At 36.7% G+C, this 16677-nt stretch carries 20 protein-coding genes; 17 read left to right on the top strand and 3 right to left on the bottom strand.

The features are described 5' to 3' along the window. The first annotated feature begins 111 nt into the window (after nucleotides 1–111). The 6 genes from CEY16_RS03350 to CEY16_RS03325 all read left to right on the top strand — a co-directional run bounded on the left by CEY16_RS03350 (nucleotide 112) and on the right by CEY16_RS03325 (nucleotide 3148). Nucleotides 112–1068 (top strand): thymidylate synthase, encoded by a 957-nt coding sequence (locus tag CEY16_RS03350; RefSeq protein WP_101330547.1) that lies wholly within the window; start codon nucleotides 112–114, stop codon nucleotides 1066–1068. Between the two features lie 15 nt (nucleotides 1069–1083). Beyond that, nucleotides 1084–1566 (top strand): dihydrofolate reductase, encoded by a 483-nt coding sequence (locus tag CEY16_RS03345; RefSeq protein ID WP_101330546.1) that lies wholly within the window; start codon nucleotides 1084–1086, stop codon nucleotides 1564–1566. Between the two features lie 98 nt (nucleotides 1567–1664). Further along, nucleotides 1665–1850, top strand: coding sequence for a twin-arginine translocase TatA/TatE family subunit (gene tatA / locus CEY16_RS03340; RefSeq protein WP_162297834.1), 186 nt, complete (start codon nucleotides 1665–1667; stop codon nucleotides 1848–1850). 58 nt (nucleotides 1851–1908) lie between these two features. Beyond that, nucleotides 1909–2112 (top strand): twin-arginine translocase TatA/TatE family subunit, encoded by a 204-nt coding sequence (locus CEY16_RS03335; RefSeq protein ID WP_101330545.1) that lies wholly within the window; start codon nucleotides 1909–1911, stop codon nucleotides 2110–2112. A gap of 53 nt (nucleotides 2113–2165) precedes the next feature. Next, a complete protein-coding gene (gene tatC / locus CEY16_RS03330; protein ID WP_101330544.1) occupies nucleotides 2166–2918 on the top strand; it encodes a twin-arginine translocase subunit TatC in 753 nt (250 codons plus the stop codon). 17 nt (nucleotides 2919–2935) lie between these two features. After that, nucleotides 2936–3148: a YozE family protein gene (locus CEY16_RS03325; protein ID WP_101330543.1), complete on the top strand. Its 213-nt coding sequence runs from the start codon at nucleotides 2936–2938 to the stop codon at nucleotides 3146–3148. Nucleotides 3149–3207: 59 nt separating this feature from the next. Here the strand turns inward: CEY16_RS03325 and CEY16_RS03320 are convergent, their stop codons facing one another. Together CEY16_RS03320 and CEY16_RS03315 are read right to left on the bottom strand one after the other, a co-directional pair. After that, on the bottom strand, nucleotides 3208–3291 hold the full coding sequence (locus tag CEY16_RS03320; protein WP_101330542.1) for a YjcZ family sporulation protein: 84 nt from the start codon (nucleotides 3289–3291) through the stop codon (nucleotides 3208–3210). Nucleotides 3292–3361: 70 nt separating this feature from the next. After that, entirely contained in the window at nucleotides 3362–3685 is a 324-nt protein-coding gene (locus CEY16_RS03315; protein ID WP_101330541.1) for a YolD-like family protein, read from the bottom strand. A gap of 117 nt (nucleotides 3686–3802) precedes the next feature. On the opposite strand from CEY16_RS03315, the gene CEY16_RS03310 reads away from it, so the two are divergent. The 6 genes from CEY16_RS03310 (at nucleotide 3803) to CEY16_RS03285 (ending at nucleotide 7307) form a co-directional block, all read left to right on the top strand. Beyond that, on the top strand, nucleotides 3803–4051 hold the full coding sequence (locus CEY16_RS03310; RefSeq protein ID WP_101330540.1) for a DUF2584 family protein: 249 nt from the start codon (nucleotides 3803–3805) through the stop codon (nucleotides 4049–4051). An 86-nt stretch (nucleotides 4052–4137) separates the two neighbouring features. Continuing rightward, nucleotides 4138–4800 carry a uracil-DNA glycosylase gene (locus CEY16_RS03305; protein WP_202908592.1) on the top strand — a complete coding sequence of 221 codons (663 nt, stop codon included), beginning with the start codon at nucleotides 4138–4140 and terminating at the stop codon, nucleotides 4798–4800. A gap of 77 nt (nucleotides 4801–4877) precedes the next feature. After that, nucleotides 4878–5360, top strand: coding sequence for a VrrA/YqfQ family protein (gene vrrA, locus CEY16_RS03300; protein ID WP_101330538.1), 483 nt, complete (start codon nucleotides 4878–4880; stop codon nucleotides 5358–5360). 23 nt (nucleotides 5361–5383) lie between these two features. Beyond that, on the top strand, nucleotides 5384–6340 hold the full coding sequence (gene msrA, locus CEY16_RS03295; protein ID WP_101330537.1) for a peptide-methionine (S)-S-oxide reductase MsrA: 957 nt from the start codon (nucleotides 5384–5386) through the stop codon (nucleotides 6338–6340). Between the two features lie 41 nt (nucleotides 6341–6381). Continuing rightward, the gene (locus CEY16_RS03290) at nucleotides 6382–6585 is read left to right on the top strand and encodes a DUF6501 family protein (RefSeq protein ID WP_101330536.1); all 204 of its coding nucleotides are present in this window, start codon (nucleotides 6382–6384) and stop codon (nucleotides 6583–6585) included. 119 nt (nucleotides 6586–6704) lie between these two features. After that, a complete protein-coding gene (locus tag CEY16_RS03285; protein ID WP_101330535.1) occupies nucleotides 6705–7307 on the top strand; it encodes an alpha/beta hydrolase in 603 nt (200 codons plus the stop codon). A 68-nt stretch (nucleotides 7308–7375) separates the two neighbouring features. Here the strand turns inward: CEY16_RS03285 and CEY16_RS03280 are convergent, their stop codons facing one another. Continuing rightward, nucleotides 7376–8563: a M14 family zinc carboxypeptidase gene (locus CEY16_RS03280; protein WP_101330534.1), complete on the bottom strand. Its 1188-nt coding sequence runs from the start codon at nucleotides 8561–8563 to the stop codon at nucleotides 7376–7378. A 146-nt stretch (nucleotides 8564–8709) separates the two neighbouring features. Between CEY16_RS03280 and CEY16_RS03275 the strand changes: the two genes are divergently transcribed. The 5 genes from CEY16_RS03275 to CEY16_RS03255 all read left to right on the top strand — a co-directional run bounded on the left by CEY16_RS03275 (nucleotide 8710) and on the right by CEY16_RS03255 (nucleotide 16646). Next, nucleotides 8710–8946 carry an indolepyruvate ferredoxin oxidoreductase subunit alpha gene (locus tag CEY16_RS03275; protein ID WP_101330533.1) on the top strand — a complete coding sequence of 79 codons (237 nt, stop codon included), beginning with the start codon at nucleotides 8710–8712 and terminating at the stop codon, nucleotides 8944–8946. 258 nt (nucleotides 8947–9204) lie between these two features. Next, nucleotides 9205–10260, top strand: a complete 1056-nt coding sequence (locus CEY16_RS03270; protein ID WP_162297833.1) for a GGDEF domain-containing protein — start codon at nucleotides 9205–9207, stop codon at nucleotides 10258–10260. A gap of 30 nt (nucleotides 10261–10290) precedes the next feature. Further along, the gene (locus CEY16_RS03265) at nucleotides 10291–13872 is read left to right on the top strand and encodes a dynamin family protein (RefSeq protein ID WP_101330531.1); all 3582 of its coding nucleotides are present in this window, start codon (nucleotides 10291–10293) and stop codon (nucleotides 13870–13872) included. 174 nt (nucleotides 13873–14046) lie between these two features. Next, nucleotides 14047–16035 (top strand): S9 family peptidase, encoded by a 1989-nt coding sequence (locus tag CEY16_RS03260; RefSeq protein WP_101330530.1) that lies wholly within the window; start codon nucleotides 14047–14049, stop codon nucleotides 16033–16035. A gap of 185 nt (nucleotides 16036–16220) precedes the next feature. Next, nucleotides 16221–16646 carry a hypothetical protein gene (locus CEY16_RS03255; RefSeq protein ID WP_101330529.1) on the top strand — a complete coding sequence of 142 codons (426 nt, stop codon included), beginning with the start codon at nucleotides 16221–16223 and terminating at the stop codon, nucleotides 16644–16646. Nucleotides 16647–16677: the final 31 nt, after the last annotated feature.

Below are 16677 nucleotides of genomic sequence, written 5' to 3'. Positions count from 1 at the left end.
CACCTTTCATCCTTTGTGATTTTACAAATATATGTCCTGAAGAATCGAACTATGCTTGATGCGTTATTTTTGGTAGAATAGGCTTAACAAATATGCGGATGAGGTGTAAGTATGGGGACAAATGAGCAACAATATTTGGATTTGTGTCGAACAGTTCTAAATGCTGGTTCTGATCGTGGAGATCGGACAGGAACAGGGACAAGGTCAATTTTTGGGCATCAAATGAAGTTTGATTTAAATGAAGGGTTTCCTTTACTTACAACAAAACGGGTACCATTTAAATTAATCGTCAGCGAACTGCTTTGGTTCTTGAAAGGTGACACCAATATTCGTTACTTGCTTTTACATAACAATAACATTTGGAATGAGTGGGCTTTTAAGAACTGGGTAGAAAGTGAAGAATACGAAGGACCCGATATGAAAGACTTTGGTTTAAGGGCTCAACAGGATGAAGCTTTTAATGCTGAGTATCAAAAGCAAATGGAAATATTCAAGAAAAAAATAATAGAAGATGACGTATTTGCTGAGAAGTATGGCCATTTAGGGGATGTGTATGGCAAACAGTGGCGTGACTGGGAAGACAGCCGTGGGCAAACGATTGATCAAATCAGTGATGTCATTGAAAACATAAAGAACAAACCAGAATCTAGAAGACTGATCGTTTCAGCGTGGAACCCACCAGAGATTGAAACTATGGCTCTACCACCATGTCATACACTTTTTCAGTTCTATGTGGATGATGGAAAATTATCTTGTCAGCTATACCAGAGAAGTGCAGATATTTTTCTCGGCGTTCCGTTCAATATTGCTAGCTATGCGTTACTGACTCATTTGATTGCACATGAATGTGGACTAGAAGTGGGCACATTCGTGCATACTCTAGGGGACGCACATATCTATCATAATCATTTTGATCAAGTGAATGAGCAGCTACAACGTGATATCAAATCTGCACCTACAATAACTTTGAATAGAGAAAAGGATTCAGTGTTTGATTTCGATGTGAATGACGTTGCGTTGAACGACTACCAACCACACCCATCGATTAAAGCACCTATCGCAGTTTAGAATGGAGGAAACCTAATGATTTCATTAATTTGGGCAATGGATCAGCATCGTGTTATAGGCTCTGAAAATGGAATGCCTTGGCACTTACCGAATGATTTGAAGTTTTTTAAAAGAGTGACTTCAGGTTCACCAGTTATAATGGGAAGAAAAACATTCGAATCAATTGGAAGACCATTACCTAAGAGAGAGAATATCATCTTGACTCGAGATAAAGACTTCAAAGTGGATGGGTGCGAAATCGTTCACTCTTGGAAAGAGCTTGATCCTTATTTCCAAAGAAACGAAGAGGTTTTCATTATAGGTGGCGCCCAACTATTTGAAATAGCTTTACCTCAGGCGGACCGACTATACATGTCTCAGATCCACGAGTCATTTGATGGTGATACTTTCTTCCCTCAATTTGACCTCGGCGATTGGCGACTGATCGAAGAGGAAGAGGGTGTTGTTGATGAAAAAAACGAACATGAACACACTTTTTATATTTTTGAACGAAAATAAAGTGAACGTTTTGTAACAGTCTCATTTTATGTTTGCAAAATGTGGACAAATCGGCGAAAATAAAGATAAGTTACTGTGAAGAAATGGTAGGTGTTATCATGAATATAGGAATTCCAGGTTTAATCTTAATCGTACTCATCGTACTTATTATATTCGGTCCTAAAAAATTGCCTGAACTTGGGCAAGCTATAGGTCAATCGTTGAAAGAATTCAAGCACTCGACCAAAGGTTTAACATCTGATGACGATGAATCTGATAATAAAAAGACAATCGATCACCGTTAATAATGATTTGAAGTTCATCTCCGAGTTTTTACTATACTAACATCATTGGAGTGATTTTATGGGTTTAGGTGGAATTGGAGTACCTGGGCTTATTTTAATCGTACTCGTAGCTTTAATCGTTTTCGGGCCAGCCAAGCTTCCCGAAATTGGTAAAGCGTTTGGATCTTCATTACGAGAGTTTAAAAAAGCGACAAATGATTTGATATCTGATGATTCTTCAGATCAGAAGTCAAACGATAAAAATAATAACAATCAATCGTAATCAAGGTGTAAGGTGACCCCCTTACATCTTCTTTTATGAAAAGGATGAGTTTTATGTCTAGTAATAAATACAGCAACCCGGATGAAATGCACTGGACAGAACATTTAGGTGAACTGCGTGGACGGTTGATTTGGAGTTTTGTCATATTCGCGCTCTTTTTCGCTGTTGGCTTTTATTTTGCCAGTGATATTTATCAATTTATTGAAGGCGATGTTTCATTTGAATTGAATGTTCTTGGTCCGTTTGAAATCGTTTGGGTTTATTTAATGATAGCAACGATCGCCGGTTTGTTCGGGGGACTTCCATTTTTAGCATTTCAACTATGGTTGTTCATAAGTCCTGCGTTAACTAAGCATGAAAAAAGAGTCAGCGCTTTATACATACCGATCATATTCATTCTATTCGCTGTAGGAGTAGGTTTTGGATATATTGTCATCAAAGATCTAGTCCTCGAATTCTTATTAGGACTAAGTGATGGACTCGTGAATGAAATGTTCACTGCGAAAAACTACTTTCGATTTGTCTTGCAAATGACCATTCCATTCGCTTTCTTTTTCGAGGTCCCATTAATCGCGATGTTCCTTACAAGTTTAGGGATGCTCAACCCACAAGTTATGAAAAAATTCAGGAAGTATGCTTACCTAGTCCTGGTTATTCTAGGTACAATGCTTTCACCACCTGATTTTATTCTGCAATTGATCGTTGCAGCTCCATTAATCTTGTTGTACGAAATTTCGATTACGCTTTCGGGAATCGTTTATAGAAGAAAAATTAAAAAACTGAAGCAATTACACGAAGAATCATAAGGTACTAGGGGGATTGGATGAAGCCATTTTACCATTACATGTTGCAATACCGTGGGGTTAAAGATAAGGATGATCCAAGAAAAAGGTTAGCTGATTGGATGTTCAATGATCATGATTTTCCAAAACAAGAAACTGATTATGATGAACTGAGCAGATATCTAGAATTGAACAGTCCTTTTCCTGAGGCTTTACAAACCTTTGACGATGTATGGGATGACTATAATAATTAATACACAAAAGGCCGGGAGATATACTCCCGGCCTTTTTTCATGCTAATCGTTGATGGTATCTAGCAAACGTAGGCACTTCCAACGATAACTAACAGGATAAATAAAACGACAATTAGTGTAAAGCCACCATAGTAATTGCTCATTCTCATACCTCCTATCGTCATTTCATTCATATCGTATGCTGGGATAGTAAGCTTTGTATAGGCAATTTCATTAAATACGGATGTCTACAATTTGATGGAGGGGGAGGTTAAAGGATTGGGAGCTATTACGAATGATCAATTCTTTCTTGATGGCTTCATACCTTTCGACACTGCCCTCATAAGAACTGTATTTCCCGTTTGAATATCGAATGATTTTTACTTTTAGTTCTTCATCTATTGCTTTTTCTAAATTCTCATTCAGCAATTCCAGTTCTTGCTCATCCAATGATGGGGGAGGTTGGTAGGTGTCTTCTTTCCACATCTTTTGGATAGCTGATACATGTTCTGGCAACATCATCGAGGTCCACTTAATACTGCCACGATCATTATGCATTTCAATCACCTCACCACTATTATATACGAACAAATGTTCTTAAACAAGAATATGTTCGATTTTCGATTTAGATTAAGGTAAAATTTAAATAAACCATTTACAAAATGAGGTGATTAAATGGCTCAACCATTTATGATGGAATGGAAAATTGTTACGCACGGTAAAGAAAGAAGAATTAATGAAGAAACTGATTTATTCGAGATCGAATTCGAAGGATATAAAATTTTCCCTATACTTGAACCAATAAAAATCATGAGAAAACCTGAATCAGACCAAATTGGTACCGCGAAAATTGTCAAATTAACTATTGAAGAAGGAAAGACAATTTGCCATTATCACCTGGTTTCGCTCCAAAGTGTCAATTAACGACAAACGATGGACGAAATAGTGTCGAAAGCACTGTTATCATGCGCTTTCCCGGGAAATAATCGAATGGCGAGGGGGAAATAATTTTGGGGATCGTCACCGACTGGAAAAAGTATTTACAGCCCGAAATCAGTAAAGAGTATTTCCAGCGAATGATTCATTCAATTGATAGTCAATATGAAGAAAAAGAAATCTATCCAATAAAAGAGCAGGTGTTTAGAGCCTTCAATGAAACGCCTTTCAATGAAACTAAAGTGGTCATCTTAGGACAAGATCCTTACCATGGGCCTGGGCAAGCGAATGGGTTAAGTTTTTCCGTTCCACCAAGAATGAATATACCACCATCTTTAAGAAACATATTCAAGGAGTTGCAAAATGATTTGGGTTGCCCAGCTCCTAGACATGGTGATCTCACAAAATGGGCAAGACAAGGGGTATTGTTATTAAACACCGTTTTAACAGTTGAAGCCCATCAGGCGAACTCCCATCGTTCGATCGGCTGGGAGAGTTTCACGGACTATGCGATACAGCAATTAAATAACGAGAGAAATCATCTTGTTTTTATTTTATGGGGGAAACAAGCTTTGAAAAAAAGTAATATGATCGACCAAAACCGTCATGTCATTTTACATAGTCCTCATCCTAGCCCTCTTTCTGCTCATAGAGGTTTCTTTGGAAGTAAGCCTTTCTCAAAGACTAATGAATATCTACTCGAGCATGGAATTTCTCCAATCGAATGGTGTATATAAATTATACGAGCAGTAGCCTATACGTGAGCTATGTCTATAACGTAACTTATAGTATACATATAAGGAGGCGTTAAGACATGTTTGACCCTTATCAAAATCAACAAATGTACAGATTTCAACCACCAGCGCAACTGGGGAAGCGACCAAGTGGAATTCAAAACATCGTTGGTCGGTTCCTAGGACGACGACCACAAAGTTCACTATTGATGCAACAACCTTCAAAGTTTGGTGCAATGTATTCACCGTCGACCTATAGCACCTTTCACCAAACTTTAAATCACGTTCAAAAAGGGTTACAATTGGTTCAGCAGGTCACACCTTATGTAAAGCAATATGGACCAATGATTAAGAATGCACCTATGTTTATTGATATGGTGAAAATTATGATGGAGCAAGACGATCAGAGTGGTGAAAGTGTTTCTGATGAAGAATCACAGACAGCGTCTGATAAAGAATCGCAGACAGCTCCAAATGAAGAAGTAAAGAATGCAAAACCCTCTTATAAAAAAGAATCACCAAAAAAGGGTAATGAAGTTCCTGCTCCGAAACTCTATATATGATTTAAATAGAAAGGGTGTCTATTATGTCAGAGCAGTTAAAAGTAGCAACATTCGCAGGTGGATGTTTCTGGTGTATGGTTGAGCCTTTCGACCGTAGACCAGGAATACATGAAATCACATCTGGATACACAGGAGGACATACTGAGAACCCGACATACAGAGAAGTCTGTTCAGAAACAACGGGACATGTTGAAGCAGTACAAATCACGTATGATCCTGATATATTTCCTTACGAAAAGCTTCTAGAAGTTTATTGGCAACAGATTGATCCTACAGATGACTCCGGTCAGTTCAATGACAGAGGTGGATCATACAAGCCTGTGATTTTTTATCATGACGAAGAACAAAAATCTATGGCTGAAAAATCTAAGCAAGCACTACAGGAAAGTGGAAAGTTCAAAGATGATATTGTAGTTGAAATCGAAGAGGCAAAACCTTTTTACAGGGCTGAAGATGAACACCAAGATTATTATAAAAAGAATTCATTTCATTATAAACTATATAAAAAAGGTTCTGGAAGAAAAGGATTTATTGATAAACACTGGAAGAATAACAAAGCTGATGTTGAACAACTCCGTGAGCAACTAACTGACATTCAGTATAAGGTCACGCAGGAAGATGCGACCGAAACACCTTATAAGAATGAATACTGGGATCACGAAGAGGACGGCATATACGTTGATATCGTCAGCGGTGAACCACTTTTTTCATCAACCGATAAGTATGACGCGGGTTGTGGTTGGCCAAGCTTTACTAAGCCCATTGCTGAAGTGGAAGAACATATGGACACCTCACTTGGTATGCGAAGAATAGAGGTTCGAAGCAATTACGCAAACTCTCATCTTGGACATGTCTTTGACGATGGACCTAAAGAGGAAGGCGGCATGAGATATTGTATTAATTCCGCTGCCCTGAAGTTCATCCCGAAAGACGAGCTAGAAGAAAAGGGTTACGGAAAATATAAAGTGTTGTTCGAATAACAAATCAAACGATTGATTAAGATAATGAAGGGAAGAGAAAGATGATTCATAAAACTTGGTATGATAATCCAACGACGAAACAGATCACTTGTGTGCATGTGGATGCAAAGAAATTCACAGTCGAGAATGTGCTAACACCTGGTAAGGTATATGATGTTAAAAATGAATCTGATGAATTCTATTTCGTAGTAGATGACACCGGGAAAATGGGTGGCTTTTACAAAGAATATTTCGAAGAAAAATAACATTTAAAGGCAGCTTTCATTATCTAGTGAAAGCTGCTTTTTTGACCTGAGAGAATTCAAAAGCTATAATTAGTTTGAATTCAAGATATAATCATATTATTTTTGAAGGGATGATTTTCATGCATCACATATTCCAAGAAGGAAAAGAAGGCAAACCTACATTTCTATTGTTACACGGGACAGGTGGAACCGAAAAAGACCTTCTCCCACTTGCTGAAATGATTGATCCTGATGCTCATGTACTTAGTGTTCGTGGTAATGTGAGTGAAAATGGTATGCCTCGTTTTTTCAAGAGACTACGCGAAGGAGTTTTCGATGAAGAGGATCTCATCGAACGTACGGAAGAATTAAAAGATTTCTTAGATGAAAAGAGTCAAGAATATGGATTTGATAGAAACAATGTGATAGCAATCGGTTATTCAAATGGTGCGAACATTGCCGGAAGCTTACTTTTTCATTATGAAAAGGTGTTGAAGGCTGCGATCCTACACCACCCGATGGTCCCTAGGAGAGGAATCGATCTTCCGGAACAACATGAAACACCAGTTTTCATTGCGGCAGGGGAGAATGATCCCATTTGTTCACCTCAAGAATCTAAAGACTTGAAAGACCTATTAGAACAATCAGGTGCAAAGGTAGAATTATTTTGGGATAACCAAGGACATCAATTAACTAAAAATGAAGTAGATGAAGCTAAAAGATGGTATGAAAAATTATACTAATAGACGTAAGCAGTAGCGAAATTGCTACTGCTTTTATATCCCCTTATACAGCTTTAATTTTCTGAATTTTAAATGTAACTGTTCGCAAGAAAGATACCGAGCATTTGTTCATACATTTCGTCAAATTGGTTAAAAGGTAATGGATTGACTCCTTTTCCAAGCTCAACTGTAAAACCTGGAAGACGAAATTCTTGAATGAACCAATCTTTAAACCCAGCATGACTATCGACATATCTAATAGGGGCAAAGCTACTCACTCTACTGTATTCAGAAACGATTTCCTGAGATTCTGGTGGCTCGAGACCTTCATATCCCCAAAATATAACTTGCCCTTGTGTGTGCAAAGCTAGAACGCGATCAAAATTTTCCCTGCCAACCAGTTCTGCCATTGCGATTGCTTCTGGTTCAGTTAATGGTGCGTTTCCAGGAAAATCTCGTGGTGATGGCTGTTTAGGCTTTCTGTTTTGTTCAATTTGCCAATTAGCGGGGTATTGATTATTCAAATCTACTCCTCTAATATTGGCTTTCCATCCGCTGAAATCAGTGCTATTGTTATTGATCTCTAGTGCCAAATCTCTGTACTCTTGTTCACTTGGAACTCCTTCAGCAAGCAAATCAACTCCATCTGGATTCACCATCGGTACAAGGGAGAGGGTTACATTCTCAAAGTAATTCATCATATTGTTACCTCGTATAGGTTCATTGGTTGTTATAGCTTCGGCATACTCTTCGATAAACTTCATGATCACACTAGTGGTAATTGCTTCATTGGCATGGAATGACCCATTCACATGAACCAATTTGGAGCCACTTCCCACCCTGACTTCATAGATTGGCTTACCCATTACGGACTGCCCAATCACACGTAGATCTAAGAATGGATATACTTCCACAAGCTCCTTAAGATGTTCTTCCATCAATGAAGATGAATAAATTCGATCTGTTTGTACGATCGTCCCTCTGACCATTTTAGGTATATTAAGGTTACGCCCTATAGGTAAATTTTCTGGCGAGTATTGATTAGCCAATCTCAATTGGTTTATATCAGTATTTTCTTGTTGACTAATGGACCAATAGGTATCGCCAGCATTAATTAAACGAGTATCAGCTTGATACCCTGGAATTTGGAGAGTATCCCCGATGGACAAATTATTTGGGTCTTTGTTTGGATTAGAGGCAATTACGATTCCGAGTGGTAGTTGAAAAGCTACAGCAATATTGTACATCGTGGTGCCTGGTTGGATCTTAATGATCATTTTTATCTACTCCTTTTGCAAAGTTCAACTCAAAATGTCAAAAATTCTCCTTATAATTCGTAAAATCATATGCATATTCATTTGGAGTTTCTTTTTATTTAATGGTATGATAACCATATAGTTATAATATGAAGGAGGGTTTACTTTTGGCATTTGTAATCACGTCACCATGTAAAGATGAAAAAGCTGGCGAATGCGTTGAAGTTTGTCCGGTTGATTGTATAGAAGAAGGAAAAGATATGTTCTATATCGATCCAGATATTTGTATTGATTGTGGAGCATGCGAAGCTGTCTGCCCTGTAGAAGCAATCTATCATGAGGATGAACTACCAGAAGAAGAAGAGAAATACATTGAAATTAATCGTAAATTTTTCCAAGAGTAATTCATAAAGTAGGGGCTGAGTGCACTGTATTCAGCCTCTTTTTAAATAAGCGCTAGCAAAGTCAAATAGGACTAATTAGTGTACTATACATAGGCCGCCAAAACTCGCTGGATGGCGAGTTTTTATTTTACTTTAAGAATGTTTAACTTTATTAAAGGGTTAAAGTATGTGAAAAACAAAGGCTTTCGCCATTAGGACTTGGCGAAAAGCCAAGTTTTTCTCATGAAACTTATTTTTCACAATCAAGGGAGAAGACATATGACAAAGATATATATGAACGATTTTCAAACAGAGCAGCTATTTTCGATTATCCGTTGGCTCTTTTTAGCTATTTCAGCAGCATTATTCTACTTGGAACCTTTTTCTAGTCAGTTGAACTTTAATACCAATACATTTTTCTATTTGATTGTATTTGCTTTTTGCTATATGTTCATGACGCAAGTTTTTTTGTTTTTCAGATTGAAGCGTGAACGTATTCAGCGAAACATTATGAAGTTCGGAATAATTTGTGATTACATAGCTATTATGTGGCTGATTGCACTTTCAGGTGGTATCGAGAGTCCTTTTGTTCCAGTTGTTTTTCTGCTAATTATGCATGCTACAATCTATTGGAGTGTAAAGGGCTTATCTTTTTCTATTGTAGCGTCAGCGCTTGGATATGCAGCAATCGGAATAGGCCTCGAGCAATTTTATCAGTTTTCACTAGTGTGGGAGTTCGCATTCAATACGATGTTTTTCATAATTATCGGTTTTTTTGCAGGCGTTCTTGCTTATCGCGAACGACTTCACTATCAAGATAAAATGAATTATCAAGATCAATCGTTAAAGGATTATGTAACTGATTTATATAACCACCGTTCTTTTCAGAACACATTGGAAAAACTTACTTCAACTCAAAAAAATATTTCAATGATGATGATTGATATTGATGATTTTAAACAAGTTAATGATCGATTTGGACACACACTAGGTGACCAAGTGTTATATACATTAGGAAATACATTTAAAACGAATCTACCTAAAAGCCAAGGATATTGTTTCCGCTACGGAGGAGAAGAATTCTCGATCATTTTATTTGAAACGGAAAAGTCAGCTTTAGAAAAACAAATCAAAAATTGGAACCAACATTTCGAACAAAGTGTTCAAATGATTCCTGAGTTAAAAGATTACCAGATTACATTGAGTTATGGTGTGACTAAATATCAATCAACTGATACAAAACAATCTATGCTCAAACGCGCTGACCGTAACCTTTATTATGCAAAAGAAAATGGGAAAAATCGTGCTGTTTTCGATGAAACATTTGAGCGATAGATTTAGAAACATTCAGATTGGAAGATTATAATGGCTACTACTGTAAAAAAAGAAACGATCAATTTCAATAACCTTTATAAAGAACTGAATAAACAAAGTGATGAAAGTACTTTGCATAAGATCGCCCAAATATATCAAAAATGGTCGGACGATAAGATGACCATCGGGTTTACAGGTCATTTTTCTGCAGGTAAATCTTCTATGATCAACTATTTACTAGGAGAGCAATTACTTCCATCGAGTCCAATACCGACAAGTGCAAATATCGTAGAAATTTCAAGTGGTGATGAATTAGTAAGGTACCAGCTGAATGATGGAAATTATATTGAACAGGATCATTTACATGTGGATCAAATACATGCACTCTCAAAAAATGGTCAAGATGTCCGTACAGTGACCATCCAAAAACCATTGAAACGATTGGATGAAAATGTATCATTCATGGATACACCAGGCATTGATTCTTCTGATGACGAAGAATACGATCGCACATTAGCTAGTATTCATTTAATCGATTATTTCGTTTACATTATGGACTATAACCATGTGCAATCGGAAATCAATTTTGAATTTTTAAGTAGGCTAGAAGATAATCAAGTGCCTTACACAATCGTAGTTAACCAGGTGGATAAACATAATGAAAGTGAGCTTCCATTCGAGGTATATAAACAAGCACTATACGACAGTTGTGATGAGTGGGGCTTGAAGCCAGATTCGATCTATTTTACTACTTTAAAAAGTGACGATCACCCTAGAAATGAAGTAAATGACTTAATTTCAAAGTTGGATTCAGTAATGGCAAATAAAAGAGCTATTATTGATAAAAGAACTCAACACGAAGTTAAGAAGTGTATTAGTGAATACGTAGATACTCGTTTTGAAGTTGAGGAGTATTCTTTTGAGGTATCATTAGACACACTTAAAACTGAAGAGCAGGAAATTTTGAGTGCCATTGAGGAATTAGAGGAATTCAAAAAATCAGCTGCCAAGAAAATGCATTCCGAAGTCTCGAATTTATTACAGAATGCTTATTTGATGACATTCGATACAAGAGAGCTTGCCGAAAAATGGTTGGAGTCGAATCACCACAAATTTAAAGTCGGCTCTTTATTCACTTCGAAGAAAAAGACTGAAGAGGAAAAAGAACTCCGTGAGTCTCAATTTCTTAATAAGATCAATGAACGGATCCAGTCAGAAATGGTTTGGCACATTCGTGAATTCTTCATGGGCTACATAAAAGAATATGTGATTAAAGACTCAGTAATCGTCCAGGAAATTCAAGATTTTAAATTTTCCCTGAATGGAGCAGATTTAAAAACCGTTTTAAATCCGTCAGCTGAGATTAATTCTGATTATGTCCTGCGTTTCACACAAGACTTGCAACAATACTGTGTTCGAGAAATCAAAAATGATCTTAGTCCAGTAATTAAGAAAATCGGCGATCAACTCGGCTTGCAGTTGGAGTCTCAAATTGAAGAGCGCAAGACTGTTCTAAATGAAATCCGGAGTAAAATTGGTAAAGCTGAGACAATCGATCAAAACACGCGACAAAAAGAAGAGTTTTTAGATCGATTAAACGATCTGACATTCGATACTAAGGCTACTGAAGAAAAAGAAATTAATACTTACATTGAGCGAATTAACAGTGAGTATAAACAAGTTGATCTGAATTATATTTTAGAAAACAGTAAACAACCGAAAGACGAGTTTACTAAGCAAAGTCAAGGGGAGAGGGAGGAACTCTCTGGCAATAGGGACCCTGACGCTCTTGTGCAACAAGCTCGTTACCTTAAAGATCAAATGAAATCAACGGAGCAACTAAGTCATTTTTATGAAACAATCGATCAGAAGATTAATCAATATGAACAAATGGAGTTCACTGTTGCTTTATTTGGGGCATTCAGTGCAGGTAAATCTTCATTTGCTAACGCTTGGATTGGGGAAGAACTATTACCTGTGTCTCCAAACCCGACTACTGCAGCCATAAATAAGATCTGTCCGCCCAATATTGATCATTCTCATAAAGAAGTTATCGTATCTTTCAAGTCAGAGGAAGTAATGCAACAGCAGCTTGAGAAGATATTAGAACCTGTTAAGGATCAGCCATCTGACAGTCTTGTTGGAATGTATCGGTTCTTACAGAAGAAATGGCACAAACTTGAAGATAAGTTATCTAAATCTGAAGCTTCATATGTGAATGCATTCTTCCAGGGATATTCTCGTTCAAAAGAACGTTTAGGTGAAGAGATTCAAGTAAATATACAGAATTACTCAACATACGTAACGGATGAAACTGTTTCTTGTTTTGTTGAAGAAATTGAGCTTTACTACGACTGCGAACTGACGAGACAAGGTGTAACACTTGTTGATACACCTGGTGCTGATTCTGTCCATGCGAGACATACGAATGTTTCCATGCACTATGTAAAGCACTCAGATCTCATTATTTACGTCAATTACTATAATCACGCATTTGCCAGAGCTGATAGGGAATTTTTACTTCGATTAGGAAGAGTACAGAACAGCTTTTCAATGGATAAGATGTTCTTTATCTTGAATGCGGCCGATTTAGCAGAATCAGACGAAGAACTTAAGCAGGTTCAAACTTATTTAGAACAACAATTGAATCAATACCAAATTACAAATCCTGCAGTATATCCGGTTTCTAGTAAGCAGTTATTGAGTGGGGAGAAGAAATCCAATCAAGTGCCATTCTTTAATAGATTTGATGACTTTATTCAAAACGATGCAAAAATGTTGCTTACCTCAAGAATCCGGTTTGAAATGGATAAGTTGAAAAGCTTCTTGAAAAAAATTCTTGAGGAGTCCACTCAAGATAAAGAAAGACAAGCAGAAATTCTCAATGAAATGAAAAATGATCAAGCTAGATTTAAAGAGTGGTACGAATCAGTAGATTTGACTGTTTATTTCAATGAAATCCATCAACAAACTAAAGAGTTGAATCACTACGTTCATGAACGTACACTTATTCAGTTAACTGATTATATGAAGGAATCCATCAATCCTGCGACCATCGAATCCAATGGCAAAAAAGGTAGAACTGAAGTAAGACAAGCGATCAAACAGATGATTATTAAATTGGAACAAAACTTAAGTAATGAGTTCCAATCAACCAATATTCTGTTAGATGCTACTTTCAATCGGGCTAAAAAATCGTTTGTTGAGGATGCAAATTCTTATGTTGAACAAAACACGAGTTTCTCTGCATTTTATTTCGAAGCAGAAGAAGTTGACTCGATTGAGCCACCTAAGATTTTCTCCAATTTAAATGAGGAAAAATTAACTCAGGTAGCTAGCGTATTCAAAGACAAGAAAAGTTTTTTCGAAAATCAAGAAATAAAAGACTTATTTGAACAATTAAGCCAGCTGATTGATAGTGAAGTGAAAGATATGACTCAGCTCTTTGAAGAGATTTTCATTAAAGCATATGAACAGAAGTTCGAAAAGTCAATATCAGAAGCATATGAAGAAATTTTAGAGGAACAAACCAGGTTAATACAGTCTAAGAAATCTTTCTTTGAAAATGATGAATTAATTGCTAAGTACCGGAACCTTTTACAGGAAGTATCCAATAAAGCGTCAATTGACTAATGGTCGAGGCGCTTTGTTTTTTAGTTATAATTATTTGACAATTTTAAAGATTTGCTTCAACTTATAATTTATAACTTCAAAAGTTTATAAATTCAGGAAATTCTTTCAGTTATTAAAGCTGGAAGTCAAAATTATATTCTTTCAATCTATTAAAAGAAATTCTAGGAGGAAACTATGTCTACTAAACGATTTACAAAAACTGATGACCTTTTCGAACTGAAATCCGTTACGGATCCAAGAGTATCACCAAATGGTAAAGAAGCTCTTTTTATTCAAACGACTATAGACGAAAAGAAAAATAAGTACATTTCTAATTTATTTCTTTTAAACCTAGAATCAAATGAAACCCAACAATTAACATTCGGTAAGGAAACCGTCACTCAACCTAGGTGGTCAGCAGATGGTAATAAGATTCTTTTCCTATCAAATAGAGAAGAGAAGAATCAAGCTTTCATTCTTCCGCGTTTCGGTGGAGAAGCTAAGCAGGTGACTGACGAGGACTCAGGAATAAGTCAAGCAGCCTTTTCGCCAAATGGCAATAAGCTCGCATATCAATCTTCTATTACTCTTGAAAAATTACAATCTAATGATGAAGAAGAAGAGAAGGATGAAGATGATAAAGACTTTCCGAAGCCGACTGTTATCGAACGCATGAAATATAAAGCTGACAGCGCCGGGTTGCTTGAAGTGAAGTTCCAACAAATCAAGTTGTTGGACTTAGAGTCTGAGGAATCTGAGGTTCTATTACAGGGTGAAAAGAATTATATTTTCCAAACTTGGTTATCCGATGGTAAGAAATTTATTTATTCAACAGATGAGAAAAGAGACCAAGACTTCAATTTCAACCAGAACATTTACTTTTATAACTTAGAAGATAAAACATCTGAGGAGCTACCTACGGATGAGGGGTATGCTTCATCATTCACCCAATCTCCAGATGGAAAACATTTATTATTTGTTCATATGGGAAGAGAATATGAGAATGCTACTCATGCAGAACTTTATCATTATGACTTGGATAACAAGATTACTACTTGTCTGACTGAGTCACTTGATGCACCAGTGGGTGATTATGTAGTAGGAGACTTCTTACAACAAACTGTTCTCCAAGGAGCAGTATGGAGCAGTGATAAAGATTTCTACTTCCCAGTATCAAATCAAGGGAGTGTGCACTTATATTATGGCAACCTTGATGGTGAACTCTATCCAGCACTTCAAGACAATCTGCATATAAATGGTTTCGATCTGGCTTCAGGTCAAAAAGCTGTACTTACTATAAGTACATTAACAAATCCAAGTGAAATTTATACTTTAGATGTTACAAATGGAGAGTTGACACAAGTATCAAATGTCAATGAGGAATATTTAGATTCTGTTGATCTAGTCGAACCAGAAACGATTGAATATACAAGCAAAGATGGATGGAAGGTTCACGGTTGGTTTATGAAGCCTGCGGGATACAAAGATGGAGAAAAGTACCCAATGGTTGTTAATATCCACGGGGGACCACACGCATTTTATGCAAATACGTTTTTCCATGAAATGCAAGTTATCGCAGCTAAAGGCTATGCTGTATTGTATGTGAACCCAAGAGGAAGTCATAGTTATGGTCAAGAATTCGTAGATGCTGTTAGAGGGGATTATGGTAACGGAGACTACTTGGATATAATGAACGGCGTGGATTATATCCTAGAGCAAAATCCTTGGATTGATGAAAATCGCTTAGGTGTGACCGGAGGAAGTTATGGTGGGTTCATGACTAACTGGATCATTGGCCATACAAACCGCTTTAAAGCAGCCGTCACACAACGAAGCATATCAAACTGGATCAGCTTCAGAGGTGTGAGTGATATTGGATACTACTTTACAGACTGGCAAATCCAAGCGAAGTTCAATGATGTTGAAAAAATGTGGAAGCATTCACCGATTGCATATGTGGATCAAATGCAGACACCTTTACTAATTATTCATAACGAACGAGATTTCCGCTGTCCAGTAGAACAAGCAGAACAGTTATATATCGCTCTCAAATATCAGAAAAAGCAAACCAAGTTTGTTCGATTCCCAGAGTCGGATCACAACTTATCCAGAACAGGAAAACCTAATTTGAGAATTGAGCGTCTCAACCATATAACAGGTTGGTTCGACGATTATTTAGCATAGAAAGTCCATAAAAAAGTAGCACAGTTTTGAGAGTACAATGATCTGTACCTCTTAATTGGGCTACTTTTTTTAGGAGTCTCTCCATTTTTCTTTATCAACATTAAATACAACAACTGTATGAGTAAGAATATTAGACAATTGAATATATATTAAGTAAGGGTCGAGTTTCTTAGGAGGAATATAATATGAAGGTCAAAGTTATAATGTTATTTACGTTTATTGTTTTCATATTATCTGGTTGTACAAGTGAAGGTAGCCAACGGGGGTTTACTTTCGAAGGTGAATCGAAAAAATGGTTGGTAACACTTAATGGTGAGTTAGCTCAAGAAACAAATGGTATTTATGAAGAGGCAAATGCGATTTTTACCTACATAGGGGAAAATGATATAAGATCTTCCGTGATTAAAATGGATAATAACGGTGATAGAGCGATGGTATCAAAAAATACTGGGGAACTTTCCAACAACGATACAGTGGAGATGTCTTTTGGAAATTACAGGTTTTGGAATTTAAACGAAATGGGTTACGATATTTTCGTTATATTTGAATGGAGAGAAGGGGAACAGAACACTAAACGGAAAGAAGAAATCACTCTAAAATTAGTAGAGTAATGTTTAGAAGGTCAGTATTATTAAACAAATC

It is taken from the genome of Halalkalibacillus sediminis (genome assembly GCF_002844535.1).
GTDB lineage: Bacteria > Bacillota > Bacilli > Bacillales > Alkalibacillaceae > Halalkalibacillus_A > Halalkalibacillus_A sediminis.
The sequence above is the reverse complement of the archived record's forward strand: the minus strand, read 5'-3'. Positions and strand labels throughout refer to the sequence as shown.

What these genes read in the sequence shown, in the direction of transcription:
- CEY16_RS03320 (WP_101330542.1), bottom strand. Translation starts at nt 3,291, where the DNA reads ATGAGCAATTACTATGGTGGCTTTACACTAATTGTCGTTTTATTTATC.
- CEY16_RS03290 (WP_101330536.1), top strand. Translation starts at nt 6,382, where the DNA reads ATGATTCATAAAACTTGGTATGATAATCCAACGACGAAACAGATCACT.
- CEY16_RS03280 (WP_101330534.1), bottom strand. Translation starts at nt 8,563, where the DNA reads ATGATCATTAAGATCCAACCAGGCACCACGATGTACAATATTGCTGTA.
- CEY16_RS03345 (WP_101330546.1), top strand. Translation starts at nt 1,084, where the DNA reads ATGATTTCATTAATTTGGGCAATGGATCAGCATCGTGTTATAGGCTCT.
- CEY16_RS03335 (WP_101330545.1), top strand. Translation starts at nt 1,909, where the DNA reads ATGGGTTTAGGTGGAATTGGAGTACCTGGGCTTATTTTAATCGTACTC.
- CEY16_RS03260 (WP_101330530.1), top strand. Translation starts at nt 14,047, where the DNA reads ATGTCTACTAAACGATTTACAAAAACTGATGACCTTTTCGAACTGAAA.
- tatA (WP_162297834.1), top strand. Translation starts at nt 1,665, where the DNA reads ATGAATATAGGAATTCCAGGTTTAATCTTAATCGTACTCATCGTACTT.
- CEY16_RS03310 (WP_101330540.1), top strand. Translation starts at nt 3,803, where the DNA reads ATGGCTCAACCATTTATGATGGAATGGAAAATTGTTACGCACGGTAAA.
- vrrA (WP_101330538.1), top strand. Translation starts at nt 4,878, where the DNA reads ATGTTTGACCCTTATCAAAATCAACAAATGTACAGATTTCAACCACCA.
- CEY16_RS03255 (WP_101330529.1), top strand. Translation starts at nt 16,221, where the DNA reads ATGAAGGTCAAAGTTATAATGTTATTTACGTTTATTGTTTTCATATTA.
- tatC (WP_101330544.1), top strand. Translation starts at nt 2,166, where the DNA reads ATGTCTAGTAATAAATACAGCAACCCGGATGAAATGCACTGGACAGAA.
- msrA (WP_101330537.1), top strand. Translation starts at nt 5,384, where the DNA reads ATGTCAGAGCAGTTAAAAGTAGCAACATTCGCAGGTGGATGTTTCTGG.
- CEY16_RS03285 (WP_101330535.1), top strand. Translation starts at nt 6,705, where the DNA reads ATGCATCACATATTCCAAGAAGGAAAAGAAGGCAAACCTACATTTCTA.
- CEY16_RS03350 (WP_101330547.1), top strand. Translation starts at nt 112, where the DNA reads ATGGGGACAAATGAGCAACAATATTTGGATTTGTGTCGAACAGTTCTA.
- CEY16_RS03265 (WP_101330531.1), top strand. Translation starts at nt 10,291, where the DNA reads ATGGCTACTACTGTAAAAAAAGAAACGATCAATTTCAATAACCTTTAT.
- CEY16_RS03315 (WP_101330541.1), bottom strand. Translation starts at nt 3,685, where the DNA reads ATGCATAATGATCGTGGCAGTATTAAGTGGACCTCGATGATGTTGCCA.
- CEY16_RS03325 (WP_101330543.1), top strand. Translation starts at nt 2,936, where the DNA reads ATGAAGCCATTTTACCATTACATGTTGCAATACCGTGGGGTTAAAGAT.
- CEY16_RS03270 (WP_162297833.1), top strand. Translation starts at nt 9,205, where the DNA reads ATGACAAAGATATATATGAACGATTTTCAAACAGAGCAGCTATTTTCG.